General features: G+C 67.1%; 13 protein-coding genes and 1 pseudogene. 1 reads left to right on the plus strand and 13 read right to left on the minus strand.

Annotated elements, in window-relative coordinates:
* Window positions 1-8: 8 nt before the first annotated feature.
* Both dkgB and KAQ61_RS14420 read right to left on the minus strand, forming a co-directional pair.
* On the minus strand, window positions 9-815 hold the full coding sequence (gene dkgB, locus KAQ61_RS14415; protein ID WP_210929623.1) for a 2,5-didehydrogluconate reductase DkgB: 807 nt from the start codon (window positions 813-815) through the stop codon (window positions 9-11).
* An 18-nt stretch (window positions 816-833) separates the two neighbouring features.
* Window positions 834-2,006, minus strand: a complete 1,173-nt coding sequence (locus tag KAQ61_RS14420) for an MFS transporter (RefSeq protein ID WP_210929624.1) — start codon at window positions 2,004-2,006, stop codon at window positions 834-836.
* 75 nt (window positions 2,007-2,081) lie between these two features.
* On the opposite strand from KAQ61_RS14420, the gene KAQ61_RS14425 reads away from it, so the two are divergent.
* Window positions 2,082-2,984, plus strand: coding sequence for a LysR family transcriptional regulator (locus KAQ61_RS14425; protein ID WP_210929625.1), 903 nt, complete (start codon window positions 2,082-2,084; stop codon window positions 2,982-2,984).
* A gap of 82 nt (window positions 2,985-3,066) precedes the next feature.
* On the opposite strand, the gene KAQ61_RS14430 is transcribed toward KAQ61_RS14425, so the two are convergent.
* The 11 genes and pseudogenes from KAQ61_RS14430 to KAQ61_RS14480 form a co-directional block, all read right to left on the minus strand.
* Window positions 3,067-4,371 (minus strand): amidase, encoded by a 1,305-nt coding sequence (locus KAQ61_RS14430; protein ID WP_210929626.1) that lies wholly within the window; start codon window positions 4,369-4,371, stop codon window positions 3,067-3,069.
* A 10-nt stretch (window positions 4,372-4,381) separates the two neighbouring features.
* A pseudogene (locus KAQ61_RS14435) lies at window positions 4,382-4,855 on the minus strand (DUF2848 family protein); the annotation flags it as partial.
* 199 nt (window positions 4,856-5,054) lie between these two features.
* Complete coding sequence (locus KAQ61_RS14440; RefSeq protein WP_210929628.1) at window positions 5,055-5,978, minus strand: SMP-30/gluconolactonase/LRE family protein; 924 nt, start codon at window positions 5,976-5,978, stop codon at window positions 5,055-5,057.
* A gap of 83 nt (window positions 5,979-6,061) precedes the next feature.
* A complete protein-coding gene (locus KAQ61_RS14445; protein WP_210929629.1) occupies window positions 6,062-6,937 on the minus strand; it encodes an amidohydrolase family protein in 876 nt (291 codons plus the stop codon).
* Window positions 6,934-7,905, minus strand: coding sequence for a Bug family tripartite tricarboxylate transporter substrate binding protein (locus KAQ61_RS14450; protein WP_210929630.1), 972 nt, complete (start codon window positions 7,903-7,905; stop codon window positions 6,934-6,936). Before KAQ61_RS14450 ends, KAQ61_RS14445 begins: the two co-directional genes overlap by 4 nt.
* A gap of 221 nt (window positions 7,906-8,126) precedes the next feature.
* Window positions 8,127-9,098, minus strand: a complete 972-nt coding sequence (locus tag KAQ61_RS14455) for a Bug family tripartite tricarboxylate transporter substrate binding protein (protein ID WP_210929631.1) — start codon at window positions 9,096-9,098, stop codon at window positions 8,127-8,129.
* 81 nt (window positions 9,099-9,179) lie between these two features.
* Window positions 9,180-10,112 (minus strand): NAD(P)-dependent oxidoreductase, encoded by a 933-nt coding sequence (locus KAQ61_RS14460; protein WP_210929632.1) that lies wholly within the window; start codon window positions 10,110-10,112, stop codon window positions 9,180-9,182.
* Window positions 10,109-10,795, minus strand: a complete 687-nt coding sequence (locus KAQ61_RS14465) for an RraA family protein (RefSeq protein ID WP_210929633.1) — start codon at window positions 10,793-10,795, stop codon at window positions 10,109-10,111. Before KAQ61_RS14465 ends, KAQ61_RS14460 begins: the two co-directional genes overlap by 4 nt.
* 126 nt (window positions 10,796-10,921) lie before the next feature.
* Window positions 10,922-11,941, minus strand: a complete 1,020-nt coding sequence (locus KAQ61_RS14470) for a Bug family tripartite tricarboxylate transporter substrate binding protein (RefSeq protein ID WP_210929634.1) — start codon at window positions 11,939-11,941, stop codon at window positions 10,922-10,924.
* 19 nt (window positions 11,942-11,960) lie between these two features.
* Window positions 11,961-12,866, minus strand: a complete 906-nt coding sequence (locus KAQ61_RS14475; protein ID WP_210929635.1) for an amidohydrolase family protein — start codon at window positions 12,864-12,866, stop codon at window positions 11,961-11,963.
* Window positions 12,867-12,901: 35 nt separating this feature from the next.
* The gene (locus KAQ61_RS14480) at window positions 12,902-13,906 is read right to left on the minus strand and encodes a tripartite tricarboxylate transporter substrate binding protein (protein WP_210929636.1); all 1,005 of its coding nucleotides are present in this window, start codon (window positions 13,904-13,906) and stop codon (window positions 12,902-12,904) included.
* Window positions 13,907-13,981: the final 75 nt, after the last annotated feature.

Genomic DNA, 13,981 nt, shown 5'->3' on the forward strand with positions numbered 1-13,981 from the left:
CCCGCGCCTCAGTCCCAGGCGGGCGCCAGCCCTTCGGGGTTGACCTCGCGGCCATTGCGCTCCAGCATGGCGATCGCGGCCATGTCCTCGGCATCCAGGGCCAGGTCCTGCGCGCGCAGATTGCTGGCCAGGTGCTCGCGCCGGGTCGACGAGGGAATCACCGCATAGCCCAGCTGCAGCGCCCAGGCCAGGGCCACCTGGGCCACGGTGGCCTGGTGCTTGGCCGCGATCCGGGCCAGCACCGGGTCTTGCAGCACCTTGCCGTAGGCCAGGGTCATGTACGAGGTCACGGCAATCCCCTGCGCCTGCAGGAAGGCCGTCAGCCGGTGGTTTTGCAGGTAGGGGCTCAGCTCGATCTGGTTGGTGGCGATCTCGCCGGGGCCCACGATGTCGATGGCTTGCTGCGTGAGCGCGATGTTGAAGTTGGAGATGCCGATCTGGCGGGTCAGGCCCAGGGCCTTGGCCTCGGCCAGGGCCGCCATGGTTTCGGCCAGCGCCACGCCGTTGCCGGGCGCAGGCCAGTGGATCAGCGTCAGGTCCACCTGGTCGGTGCGCAGCTTCGCCAGGCTCTCGCGCAGGCTGGGCACCAGGCGGGCGCGGCTGTAGTGCTCGGTCCAGATCTTGGTGGTCACGAACAGCTGGGAACGCGGAACGCCGCTCTCGGCAATCGCCTGGCCGACTTCGGCCTCATTGCCATAGATCTGCGCGGTATCGATGGCGCGGTAGCCCACGTCCAGCGCATTGCGCACCGAATCGATCACGGTCTGGCCGTTCAGGCGAAAGGTGCCGACGCCAAAGCAAGGGATGTTGGTCATATCAAGACTCCAGAAAAATCACAAGGAAGAAGTGCAGACTGCCGCCGGCCTGCGGTCACGCCGGCCCAGCCAGGCCAGCCCCAGGCCGCTGGCGGCCAGGGCTGCGCCCACCCAGGGCACGGCGGCATAGCCCCAGCCCAGGCTGATCACCAGCCCGCCCAGCGCCGCCCCCAGGGCGTTGCCCAGGTTGAAGGCGCCCACATTCACGGACGAGGCCAGGCTGGGCGCTTGGGCCGCCGCCTGCATCACCCGCATCTGCACCGGCGGCACGATGCCGAAGGCCGCCGCCCCCCACACCACCAGACCGATGGCGGCCCCCAGCTGGGTCGTCAGCAGCAGCGGCAGCACGGCCATGGTCAGGGCCAGCGTCGCCAGGATGAGCAGGGTGGCGCCGTCGAGCGACCAGTCGGCCAGCCGTCCCCCCAGGCTGTTGCCCAGGGTGAAGCCGACCCCGATCAGCACCAGTGCCAGGGCCACAAAGCCGGGGCTGGCCTGTGTCAGCTCGGTCAGCACCGGTGCCACATAGGTGTAGAGCGCGAACATCGCCCCCGACCCGAGGACCGTGGTCCCCATGGCCAGCAGCACGGACGGCTGCACCAGCACCGCCAGCTCACGGCGCACGTTGGGTCGCGGGCCGGCCTCGCCGGGGGGCAGCGCCAGCCAGAGGGCGGCCATCGTGATCAGGCCCAGCACGGCCGTGCCGCCGAACGCCAGGCGCCAGCCCAGTTGCTGCCCGACCCAGGTCGCCACCGGCACGCCACCGATGTTGGCCAAGGTCAGGCCCATGAACATGGCCGCGATCGCGCTGGCCTGCTTGTCCTTGGGCACGACGCTGGCGGCCACCACGGCCCCGATGCCGAAGAACGCCCCGTGGTTGAGGCTGGTGATCAGCCGCGACAGCAGCAGGCTGGTGTAGCCCGGCGCCAGGGCGGACAGCAGGTTGCCGACCGTGAAGATCAGCATCAGCGCCACCAGCGCCTTGCGGCGGCCCCAGCGGCTGAACAGCAGGGTCATCACCGGCGCGCCCAGCATCACGCCGATGGCATAGGCCGACACCAGCATGCCGGCCGTGGGAATGCTGACCTGCACGCCCTCGGCAATCACCGGCAGCAGGCCCATGGGACTGAACTCGGTCGTGCCGATGGCAAATGCCCCCACGGCCAGCGCAAACAAAGCAAGAGAAGATTTCATGGCCGGCAGTGTGCCCGCTTAATATTTGCAGATTAAGCCCCTTATCAGCCAAATTCTTTTGAATTCAATTCAACAATGAAAACCACCCTCGATGAGCTGCAGGTCTTGGTGGCCGTGGTCGATGCGGGCTCCATCACGGCAGCGGCAGAGCTGTTGGGGCTGACGGTGTCGGCCACCAGCCGGTCCCTGGCCCGGCTGGAAGACAAGCTGCAGACCACGCTGCTGCGCCGCACCACGCGGCGCCTGGAATTGACCGAGGAAGGTGCCGCCTTCCTGCTGCGTGCCCGCGCCATCCTGGCGTCCGTGGACGAGGCCGAAGAGCTGATGGCGGCCCGCCGCACGCGCCCGGCCGGCCGGCTGCGGGTCGATGCCGCCACCCCGTTCATGCTGCATGTGCTGGTGCCGCTGATCGCGGGCTTTCGCGAGCGCTACCCGGAGGTGGAGCTGGAGCTGACCTCGAACGAGGGCTTCATCGACCTGCTGGAAAAACGCACCGATGTGGCCTTCCGCATCGGTGCGCTGAAAGATTCCACGCTGCACGCCCGCCCCGTGGGCAGCAGCCGTGTGCGGGTGCTGGCCAGCCCCGACTACCTGCGGCGCCACGGCACGCCCCGGGACCCCGGCCAGCTCGCCCAGCATGCGCTGCTGGGTTTCACCCAACCCGAGACCCTGAACGACTGGCCCCTGCGCGATGCCAGTGGTGCCAGCCTGCACATCCAGCCCAGCATCGCCTCGTCCAGCGGCGAGACGCTGCGCCAGATGGCGCTGGAGGGCTTGGGGATCGTCTGCCTGTCGGACTTCATGACGGCCACAGACCGCCGCAGCGGGGCGCTGGTGCCGCTGTTAGCGGCCGCGACGCTGGATGTGCGCCAGGCCATCCATGCCGTCTACTACCGCAACACGGCACTGGCCCCACGCATCACCTGCTTTGTGGACCACATCGTGCAGGCCCTGTCCACGCGGCCGTTCAGCCCGTGAGGCGCTGCAGGCCGCCCGTGGAGACGACCCAGGGTGGTCAATGGCAGGCCTGCCGATGCAGTTGGGGGGTTGGAGCCCTGGCTCAGCGCGCCAGGTGGGCTTGCACCGCGGCCGCCACGGACAGCAGCTCCCGGTCGCCGTGGCGCTTGCCCACCAGCATCAGGCCGACGGGCAGTTCCCCGGCGGCGCGCGGCAGGGGCAACGAGACTGCGGGCAGATCGTAGAAGTTGAACACCGAGGGATTGCGCAGCACCAGCATGTTGGTGCGATGGAAGGTGTCGGCGTCGTCCAGGCTCTCGATGGTCGGTGCCACCACCGGCACGGTCGGCAGGGCCAGCAGGTCGAAGTCGGCCAGCGCGGCATCCAGCTGCGTTTGCAGCTGTGTCCGGGCCTGCTGCACCCCGACGTAATGGGCGGCCGTGATGGTCTCCCCGCGGCGAATGCGCGACAGCACCAGGGCATCCAGCTGGTCGGCCTGGCCCGCGGCCAGCAGCTCGCGGTGGATCTGTGCAGCCTCGGCGGCGATCAACGTGCCCTGCTCCTGCAACTGGAACGGTGCGCCCAGCCAAGCGTCCAGATTCACATCCGTGGTGCGCACCTGGGCGGCGCGCAGCCCGGCCAGGGTCTGCTCGAACGCGGCCAGCACCTGGTCCTCCGTCTGAGTGAACAGCAGGCCACGTGGCACCGCCACGCGCAGGCCCGCGACCGTGCGTGGCACCAGGGGCGCCCAGGGCTGCTGAGCCAGCACGGCGTCCGTCTGGGCACAGTCCAGCACGCTGCGCGACAGCGGGCCCACCGTATCCAGGGAGAACGACAGCGGGAACGCTCCCTCGCGTGGCACCCGGGCCTGCGTGGGCTTGAACCCGGTCACCCCGTTCAAGGCCGCGGGAATGCGGATGGAGCCGCCGGTGTCCGAACCGATGGCGATCTCGCACATCCCCCGTGCCACGGCCACGCCAGCCCCGGACGAAGAGCCCCCCGGAATGCGCGCTGCATCCCGGGCATTGCCCGGCGTGCCGTAATGCGGATTGATGCCGATGCCCGAGAACGCGAACTCGGTCATGTTGGTCTTGCCGATGATGACCGCGCCCGCGGCACGCAGGCGCTGCACGATCACGGCATCGCGCTCGGCCGGCGCTGCCGTCTGCCGCACCTTGGAGCCCGCCGTCGTGGTCTCTCCCGCCACATCAAACAGGTCCTTGACGGACACGATGCGCCCATCCAGAGGACCCAGGCGGATGCCGGCGGCCGCGCGGGCATCGGCTGCCGCGGCGGCCTGCAGGGCCGTGTCGGCATACACCTGGGTGAAGATGCGCGCACCTTCGGCGCCGGCATCGGCAATCGCCTGCAAAGCGGCGCGGGTGCGTTCGAGGGAGGTCGTGGTCATGGCGGTTTTATCAGGCGACTTCGGGCAAAACTTGAACTTCGTAACGGTGGCGCAGCGAGCGCTGCAGCACGGGGTCGTGCAATTCCATCTCGAAATTCTGAGAGGGGCGGATACCCCCGATGGCCGGTACGGTACCGCAGGTCATGACATGACCTTCGGCAAACGCCGTGGCACCGGTCGCCCCCAGATAGCCCTGGATCAGGTCTTCGGGGGTGCGCAACGTGGCCATGCTGCCATCCTGGTAGGGCTTGCGCTCGCCATCTTCCACGATCCACGAGCGCGGGACCAGCGCATCGATGTGGTCCGCCACATCGGCGTACAGCCAGGCATCGGTGGCCGCGGGCTTGGCGCAGACCTGCTTGGACAAGGCCACGCTGTGGGCTTCCAGCTTGCGGTCGGTGTGGTCCGAGGCGATGCTCGGGCACAACTGCCCCTCGGCCTGGAAAACCAGGGCTTCGACTTCGCCGGACGAATGCGGCCCCACGACTTATACCGATCACTCCCCGAAACGCTTTTTAATGCATAGCATGCTGCTCAAGCACTAAGCGCCTTTCCATGCATTTTATGTAACATTTGGCTGCATGCAGCACCCGGAAAGGCGGCCTGGCACTGGCACCGATGCTGGTGACCCTGTGTGCAGACGCTGCCCGCCGTGGACTTCTGCCCCCCATCGTTCGACGGACTCAGCCCGCGGGACCGCGGTGGATCGGCAGCCCGGGGGTGTCCAGCACGGTGGTCAGAATGCGGCCGTGCGTGGAGTCGGTGACAAAGAGCTGCGTGCGCAGGGTGCCGCCAAACGCCAGGTTGGTGGTCGAACTGCCCGGCACGCCGCGCAGCACCTGCACCGGTTCCGCCCGGTGGTTCAGCACCCAGACGTAGCCCAGGCCCGGGTTGGCCACCAGGACATGGCCCTGGGCGTCCACCGCCAGACCGTCCGGGCCACTGGGCCCGTACGAGGTGAAGAACTGGCTGACCTTGGCCACGCTGCCATCGGGCAGCAGGGGCACGCGCCACACGCAATTGCCGCGGGTGACCGCCAGGTACAGCACACGGCCATCGGGCGACAGGGCCACTCCATTCGGGCTGGGCACGTTGTGCAGCAGCAGGTCCAGCTGACCATTCGGGCGCAGGCGGTACAGGCGCCCGCAGGGGTCGTGCAGGCCGCTCTGGCCCTGGTCGGTGAAGTACAGGTTGCCTTCGGCATCGAAGACCAGGTCGTTCACGCCCTTGAAACGTTCGCTGTTGCGCCGCTCCAGGAAGGGGGTGACGGTACCGCTGGCCACATCCAGCTGCATCAGGCCGTTCTTGTAGTCGGTGATGAGCAGGGTGCCGGGGCGCAGAAACTTCATGCCATTCGGTTCGCCGTCGTACTCGGCCACCAGGCTCCAGGCGCCCTGCGCATCGATGCGGAAGATGCGGCCCCAGGGGATGTCGGTCACGTACAGATGGCCGGCCTCGTCCAGCACAGGGCCTTCGAGGAAGGAGTCGGTGATGGTGCCGCCCCGGTTGGCATCGGCCCAGGCGCTGCGCTGGGCACGGCGGAAGGCATCGGGCATGGTGCTGAACGTGTCCAGTTCACGAACTTCGGGAGGGTGCAGCAAAAACATGAAAGCAGCTTTCTTCGGGATGGAATCAGGGCCCGACCGGGCTGGGCGTGCAGTGCCCAGGGTCGGGACCGGCGATGAAATTGTCAACAGTGGCCGAAGCCATAGAGCTGGGCGGGGTTGTCCACCAGGATGCGGTCCATGACCGCCGTGGCGCCACACCAGGCCTGCAGCAGGTCCACCAGGTCGGCATCGTTCACCGTGCCAGGGGCCTCGGTGGTGTGCGGCCAGTCGCTGCCCCACACCAGCCGCTCGGGCGCCGCCTGCACCAGGGCGCGGCCCAGTGGCAGCGTGTCGGCATAGCTGGGGCCGTGCACCGTGGAGCGCATGTAGGCCCCCGAGAGCTTGACCCAGGTGTTGCCGCCATCCAGCAGCCGGCGCAGCGCGCCACAGGCCTCGGCGGCCGGCCCTTGGGCCGGGTCGATGCGGCCCAGGTGGTCGATGACCAGCGGCACGGGCAGCGCGGCCAGCACGCGGGCCCACGCCACGATCTGCTGCGGGTGCATGAAAACCTGCAGGTGCCAGCCCGGCAGGCGCGCCACCTTGCGCGCCAGGGTGGTCAGCATTTCAGTGGTGGTCTCGCCCCAGGACTGCGGCGAGACAAAATTCACGCGCAGGCCACGCACCCGGCGCGCGTGCAGGCGGTCCAGCTCGGCCGCGGCCACATCGTGTGCCACCACGGCCACGCCACGCGCACCGTCGCCGAACTGGTCCAGCGCATCCAGGGTGCAGGCGTTGTCGGTGCCATAGGTCGAAGGCGTGACCACCACCGTGCGCGATGTGCCCAGGCGCTGCTGCAATTGCCGGTAGGCGGCCACGGGCGCATCGGGCGGTGTGCGCTCCCAGTGCGGCGACGGGGCGAAGCGCGGGTCGAAGATGTGCATGTGGCTGTCGCAGGCCAGCGGCGGCAGCGCGCGCGCGGGCCGGTTCAGGCCCACGGAATGCGGTACGGCAGCGGTCATTGCTTGTCGAGGCCGACCTTGGCGGCCACGGCCTCCCACAGTTGCGCATCGGCCTTGAGCTTGTCGGCGAAGGCCGGGCCGCTGACCACGCCGGGCACCGCGCCCAGGTCGTCGGCGAAGGCCTGCACATCGGCACTGGCCATCGCGGTTGCGATTTCCTTGCGCAGCTTTTCCAGCACTGGCTCGGGCGTGCCCTTGGCAGCCCACAGGCCCGTGAAATTGACGACCTTGTAGGCGGGTGCGCCCGCCTGGGCGAAGGTGGGGACGCCCGGCATTGCCTTCAGCCGCTGGTCGCCGCTCACGGCCAGCAGGCGCACCTTGCCGCCGCGCACCTGCCCCATCACACCGGGGGTGGAGGCGATCTGGAAGTCGATGGTGCCGCTCAGCAACGCCATCGTGGCCTCGCCCGCGCCCTTGAACGGTACGTGGGTGGCCTTCAATCCGCTGGCACCTTCCAGCGCCACGGTGGCGAAGTGCGGCATGGTGCCGGCGCCACCCGTGCCGTAGTTGAGCTTGCCGGGTTGGGCCTGCGAGTACGCCACCATGTCGCCCAGTGTCTTGAACGGCGAGTTGGCGGCCACCACCACCGCCGTGGGCGCGAAGTTGAAGCCGGCCACGGGCACCAGGTCCTGCGCATAGTCCCACGGTAATTTCTTAAAGACATGCGGCAGGATCGAGTACGTGGTGTCGTTGGCCATCAGCGTGTAGCCGTCGCCGGGCGAACGCGCCACCTGCGCCGCGCCGATGGTGCCGGTGGCGCCGGCCTTGTTCTCCACATAGAAGCTCTGACCGGTCTGCTCGGTGAGCTTCTGCGCGATGCGGCGTGTCACCTGGTCCACGGCGCCGCCGGGCGGGTACGGCACGACGATCTTGACGGGCTTTTCCGGATACGCCGTTTGCGCCTGTGCACCGGCAGCGGCACAAGCCAGCGCCAGGACGGCGCACAGGGTTAATTTCATGCGATTCATGGGCTTTGTCTCCATTGGAAATGCCAGGCTGCGCGCCAAGATGGCGTTGGCGCCTGGCTTGTTCTGCACCACGCCGGTGGGGCCGCTGGCGGCAAGGCCAAACACCCACTGCACCGGCTTGAAAGGCTAGGCCTGTGCAAACCAGGCTCTTTTTGCTATTTATTAAATAGCATTTATTGCTTATCCGTAAAGCTCCAGGCGAGGATTAGATTGAGGAAGGCCTACTCTTTCTTGATGCCAGCGGCCTTGATGGTCTCGGCCCACCGTGCAGACTCTGCTGCAAGGCGCTTACGGAACTCATCCGGCTGCGAGCCCACGATCTCAGAGCCCAGCGCTTCGAAGCGCGCCTTGACCTCGGGCATCGCCAGCACTTCCCGAACGGCGGCGTTGAGCCGGGTCACGATGTCAGCAGGCGTGGCGCTGGGCACGAACATGCCGTTCCACTCATAGACCTCGTAGCCCTTCACACCGGTTTCGCTGATCGTGGGAACCGTAGGAAACAAAGGGTTGCGCTTGCCCGAGGTGATGGCCAGAGGCTTGAGCGCCCCACCCTTGATGTGGCTGCTCAGCGCGGGCAGGTTGAAAAAGCCCATGTCCACTTCCCCTGCCAGAATCGCCTGCAACGCCAATCCGCCAGCGCGGTACGGCACGTGCAGCATCTTGATACCTACGCCCTGGCTGAACAGCTCGGAGCCCATGTACTGCACCGTGCCCTGGCCACCGGAGCAGAAGGTCAGCTTGCCTGGCGCATTGGCTGCTGCGGCGATGAGTTCCTGCAGCGTGTTGTAGGGCGAATTCTTGGGCACCACGGCCAGCATGGGCGTCACGCCGACCAACGCCACCGGCTGCAGGTCCTTCGCGGCATCGAACGGTAGCTTCTGCAGATGGGGGTTGATAGACAACGGTGTTGCGTCGTACAGCACCGTGTAGCCATCCGCCGCAGCCTGCGCGACCGATGCCGCACCGATGACACCGCTGGCACCCGCCTTGTTCAGGACAACGACAGACACTTGCAGCTTGGTCCCCAGATGCTGGGCCAGCACCCGAGCCAGAGCATCGGCAGTGCCACCCGGTGCGTAGGGCACCACCAGCGTGATCGGCTTGCTCGGCCAGTTCGATGCTGCAGCGGGAAGCGCGCCGAATCCTGAGGCTGCCAGGGCAGCGGCGAACACATTGAAATTGCGACGATTCATGGCCTATGGTCTCCTTTGGAATTGAAATGGATGCACATCAGAAAGGGCAATGAATCCGCATGGCGGATCCATTGCCCCCTCTCAGACCGTGGCAGCTCGGTGCAGCACCGCCAGCGCGTTGCGCGCGGCGCCCACGCCCATGTTGACGTAGGCATCGCTGGTCACGCCGCCGATGTGGGGGCTGAGGATAAAGCGCGGTTCGCCCTGGAAGGGGTGGCCGGCCGTCATCGGCTCCACCGCAAAACTGTCCAGGCCGGCGGCCATGACCTGGCCGGAGCGCACGGCGTCCAGCAGGGCGGCTTCGTCGATCAGGCCGCCGCGTGCCGTGTTCACCACGATCACGCCGCGCTTGCACTGGGCCAGCGTGGCGGCATTCAGCATGCCGCGGTTCTCGTCGGTCAGCGGGCAGTGCAGCGAGATGGCATCGGCCTCGCGCCAGATGGTTTCGAGCGGAACGCTTTGCACATAGTCCGGCAGGTGCTTGGCGAACGGGTCGAAGCCGATCACGCGCATGCCCAGTGCATCGGCCATCTTGGCAAAGCGCAGGCCGATGGCGCCCAGGCCCACCAGGCCCACGGTGCGGCCACCCAACTCCAGGCTCTTGTGCGTGGCCTTGTCCCAGTGGCCGGCGTGCATGCGGGCATCGAGCTGCACCACCGACTTGGCGCAAGCGAGCAACAGTGCCAAGGCCTGTTCGGCCACGGCGGCGGCGTTGGCGCCCACAGCGGCCAGCACCTCAATGCCACGCGCTTTCGCCGCCACCTTGTCGATGGTGTCGGTGCCGCTACCGTGCTTGGAGATGACCTTGAGCGACGGGGCCGCGTCCATCACGGCCGCGCCCACCTTGCCGTAGCGCACGATGATGGCCACGGGGTCGTGCTGCTTGCACAAGGCCACCATGTCCTCTTCGGTGGGGGCCTTGCCGGCGTAAACGATCTCGTAGCTGGTGAGCAGGTCCAGCGCCTGTTGCGCCAGGTCGGCACCTGTGATGATGAGGGCGGGTTTGGTGCTCACAGCGATTCTCCTTCCTTCAGCACGCCGGCGGCGCGCAGTGCGGCGGGCAGCCACTTCGATGCCGTGTCGCCGCGCGCAATCGCTTCGATGCGCGCGGCCTCGTCGGCCACCTTCTTGTCGGCCAAGGCCATCATGGCGGGCGCCTTGGCGCGTTCGATCACGACCACGCCGTCGGCGTCGCCGACCACCAGGTCACCGGGGTTCACCACGGTGCCGCCCGCCGAGATGGGGTGGTTGATGCGACCGGGCACGTACTTAGTGGGACCGGAGGGGTTGAAGCCGGCGCTGAACACGGGGAAGTCCAGGTCCAGGATTTCCAGCTTGTCGCGGATGGCGCCGTCGACGATCACGCCGGCCAGGCCGATCTTCTTGCAGGCGCTGAGCATCAGCGTGCCCATCAGGGCCGCCGTCTGGTCGCCCTTGCCGTCGATCACCAGCACGTCGCCGGGCTTCGCCAGCGCGATGGCGGCGTGGATCATGAGGTTGTCGCCGGGGCGCACCTCGACGGTGAAGGCGGGGCCTGCCACCTTCATGTCCTGGTGCACGGGGGCGACGCGGGCGTGCATGGTGCCGCGGCGGCCTGCCACGTCGGCCAGGATGGCAGCCTGGAAGGTACTGGCTTTGGCAACGACATCGGCGCTGACGCGTTCGATGTCACGGATGACTTCGGGAAGTTGGCTCATGGTGATGCTCATTGGGTGAAATAAAAGAAAAAGTGGCATGGCTGACGCCACAGCGGCAACGGTTCAGTCGCGGTTCACTTGGCACTGCTGGCAACGACGGCAGCGGTGGCGGGTGGACCAAACTCCTTATTCGGCTTTGATGTTTCCGTCTTTGATGACCTTGGCCCACTTGGCGGAATCGGCCTTCTGCAGGTCACCCAGTTGCTTGGGTGTGCCGCCGACCAGCGTGACGCCGAGCTTGTCGGCCAGGGACACGACGGCCGGGTCCTTCAGGGCGTTATTGATTTCGTGGTTCAGGCGCTGCACCACTGCGGTGGGCGTCTTGGCGGGCGCAAACACGGCCTGCCACTGCTCGACTACGAAGTCCTTCATCCCGACCTCGCCCATGGTGGGCACAGCGGGCAGCGCCTTGAGCCGCTGGCCCGAGGTGACGGCCAATACCCGCAGCTTGCCGGCCTGCACGTGGGGCAGCGCGGCGGCCACGGGCGCGAACATGAACTGCACCTGCCCCGCCAGCGTGTCCTGCAGGGCAGGCGTATCGCCCTTGTAGGGCACGTGGATGAAGCGTGCGCCCGTCTGCTGCTGCAGCAATTCCCCTTGCATCTGCAAGATGGTGCCGTTGCCGCCCGAGGCATAGGCCAACTGGCCCGGCTGGGCCTTGGCCGCGGCCACCAGCTCGGCCACTGTCTGGAACGGCTGGTTCACCCCTACCACCAAAATGTGCGGAATGGTGCCGATGGTCACCACTGGCTCAAAACCGGCGATCGGGTCGTAAGGCAGCTTGCCCAACAAATGCGGCGCGATGGCCTGCGGGCCGATGGAGGTGCCAAGCACGGTGTAGCCGTCCGGCGCGGCCTTGGCGACGTAGGCAGCACCGATGGTGCCTGTGGCCCCTGCCTTGTTGTCCACGATCACGTTCGTGCCGAAGGACATGCCTACGCGTTGCGCCACGTTGCGCCCCAGCACGTCGGTGCTGCCGCCCGGCGGATACGGCACCACCCAGGTGATGACTTTGCCGGCGGGCCAGTCACCTTGTGCCTGCGCTGGGGGCACAGACAGCAGCCCCAACAGCGCAGCGCCTGCGGCAGTGATCAGGATACGGCGTGTGCGACCCGGTGAAAAAGAGGTGGTAGTCGATACGTTCATGTTTGTCTCCGGATGGTTGTTATGAGGACGCAAGGGGCGCGAAGCCGTACAGTGCCGCCGGGTTGTCCACCAGCACGCACTGCAGCGTGGTGGGGCCACCGTTTTGTTGGACCCAGTCATTCAAGCGGTCGATCTGCCTGGCGTCGTCCGGCATGGGCTGCAACCCGGATGAGGCCGTGGCATGCGGCCAGTCGCTGCCCCACAGCACGCGCTGGGGTGCGGCGCGCAGGTAGCCTGCGGCCAGCGCATCCAGCGCGGGGTCATCCACAAGGTGGTGTTCACTCACGATGTAGCCGCCGGACAACTTGATCCACGCTTGCCCGCCCTGCAGCAGATCAAGCAGCAGGGCATGGGCGGGGTGTCGACCGGCCAGCCTGGGAGCGATGCGCCCGAAGTGGTCGAACACCACAGGCACCGGAAGCTGGCGCAACACCTTCGCCTGCGTGACCAGCATGTCCGGCGCCATCAGCAACTGCAGGTGCCAGCCCAGCGGGGCGATGCGGTGCGCCAGCGGCCGCAACAAGTCCACCGAACCTGACACGCCGAGTGACAGGTTCAACCGCACACCGCGCACACCGACGGCGTGCAGGCGCTGCAGTTCGGCATCACTCTCGCTGCCGTCGATCACTACCACCCCCCGGGCATCGGACCCCAGAGAAGCCAGTGCTTCCAGCATGCAGCGGTTGTCGGTCCCGTAGGTGGACGGTGTGACCAGCACGGTGCGCGTGGTGCCAATGCGCTGTTGCAAGGCGCGGTAGTCCTGTACCGAGGCATCGGGCGGCAGCAGCCTGGCCCCCGGGGTCGCCGGGAAGCGGCTGTCATAGACGTGCACATGGCAGTCGCAAGCGCCCGCCGGGAGTGCCGTGCGGGGCGCAGCAGTGCCCGCTGAGAAGCGTACGGGCCTGGCCTGGCTGTCGCGATGCATGTCGATGTCCATTCGCATCGAGAACGAATGCGAGCTCAGTTCAGGCTGGCGCCCGAGTCCTTCACGATCTTGGCCCAGCGCGGCACTTCGGCTTGCAGCAACTGGCCGAAATCCTTGGTGCTACCGCCCAGGACATCGCCGCCTTCGAAGCGCAATTTCTCGGCGACGTCCGGCTCAGCCAGGGCGGCGTTGATAGCGGTGTTCAGCTTTTGCACCACCGCGTCAGGGGTGCCCGCCGGCGCCAGGATGCCGAACCAGGTGATGGCCTCAAAGTTCTGGCTGCCCGATTCGGACATGGTCGGGGTCGAGGGCAACTGGCCCGAGCGCTGCTTGGAGGTGACCATCAAGGGGTGCAGCTTTTCATTGCGCACCTGACCGATCAGCGAGGGAATCGAGCCCACGAACAGATCGATTTGCCCGCCGGACAAATCCGTGATCGCCTGCGCAATCCCCTTGTAGGGAATGTGGCGCAGCTTGATGCCGGTGGCCTGCTCCACCTGCGTCACCGCCAGATGGGCCACCGTGCCGTTGCCGGAATAGCCCACGGTGATCACGTCCGGCTTGGCCTTTGCGGCCTTGAGCACTTCGGCCATCGACTTGAAGGAGGTACCCGCACCGCTGACCATGAGGATGGGCGAGGATGACACCAGGGCCACGGGCACCAGGTCCTTCAGCGGGTCATAGGGCAGCTTCTTGTACAAGGCCGGGTTGATGGCCAGGTTGCTGGTCTGACCCATGACCAGGGTGTAGCCGTCGGGCATGGACTTGGCTGCGGCATCCACCCCCAGGTTCCCCCCCGCGCCGGGGCGGTTATCGACAACGATGTTCCAGCTGGTTTTCTCGGTGATTTTTTGCGCCACGGAACGCGCGATCATGTCCGTGCCGCCACCGGGCGGGAAAGGCACGATCAAGCGGATGGGCTTGGCCGGGTAGGCGGCTTGCGCCTGGGCACTCACCGCGGCCGTGGCCAGCAGGGCGGCGCCAAACACCCAGGTGCACAGGCGTGCTGGCGTGGAAAGGACTCGTTTCGTGATGGTCATGCGTTGTCTCCGTCTTGTGTTTTGGAATGTCCGCCCGGTCTTTGCGCCAGGTGGTGCACGACTGTAGAAAAAAGT

The organism is Comamonas aquatica (genome assembly GCF_018064205.1).
Classification (GTDB): Bacteria; Pseudomonadota; Gammaproteobacteria; order Burkholderiales; family Burkholderiaceae_C; genus Comamonas; species Comamonas aquatica.

What these genes read in the sequence shown, in the direction of transcription:
- dkgB (WP_210929623.1), bottom strand. Translation starts at nt 815, where the DNA reads ATGACCAACATCCCTTGCTTTGGCGTCGGCACCTTTCGCCTGAACGGC.
- KAQ61_RS14420 (WP_210929624.1), bottom strand. Translation starts at nt 2,006, where the DNA reads ATGAAATCTTCTCTTGCTTTGTTTGCGCTGGCCGTGGGGGCATTTGCC.
- KAQ61_RS14425 (WP_210929625.1), top strand. Translation starts at nt 2,082, where the DNA reads ATGAAAACCACCCTCGATGAGCTGCAGGTCTTGGTGGCCGTGGTCGAT.
- KAQ61_RS14430 (WP_210929626.1), bottom strand. Translation starts at nt 4,371, where the DNA reads ATGACCACGACCTCCCTCGAACGCACCCGCGCCGCTTTGCAGGCGATT.
- KAQ61_RS14440 (WP_210929628.1), bottom strand. Translation starts at nt 5,978, where the DNA reads ATGTTTTTGCTGCACCCTCCCGAAGTTCGTGAACTGGACACGTTCAGC.
- KAQ61_RS14445 (WP_210929629.1), bottom strand. Translation starts at nt 6,937, where the DNA reads ATGACCGCTGCCGTACCGCATTCCGTGGGCCTGAACCGGCCCGCGCGC.
- KAQ61_RS14450 (WP_210929630.1), bottom strand. Translation starts at nt 7,905, where the DNA reads ATGAATCGCATGAAATTAACCCTGTGCGCCGTCCTGGCGCTGGCTTGT.
- KAQ61_RS14455 (WP_210929631.1), bottom strand. Translation starts at nt 9,098, where the DNA reads ATGAATCGTCGCAATTTCAATGTGTTCGCCGCTGCCCTGGCAGCCTCA.
- KAQ61_RS14465 (WP_210929633.1), bottom strand. Translation starts at nt 10,795, where the DNA reads ATGAGCCAACTTCCCGAAGTCATCCGTGACATCGAACGCGTCAGCGCC.
- KAQ61_RS14470 (WP_210929634.1), bottom strand. Translation starts at nt 11,941, where the DNA reads ATGAACGTATCGACTACCACCTCTTTTTCACCGGGTCGCACACGCCGT.
- KAQ61_RS14475 (WP_210929635.1), bottom strand. Translation starts at nt 12,866, where the DNA reads ATGCATCGCGACAGCCAGGCCAGGCCCGTACGCTTCTCAGCGGGCACT.
- KAQ61_RS14480 (WP_210929636.1), bottom strand. Translation starts at nt 13,906, where the DNA reads ATGACCATCACGAAACGAGTCCTTTCCACGCCAGCACGCCTGTGCACC.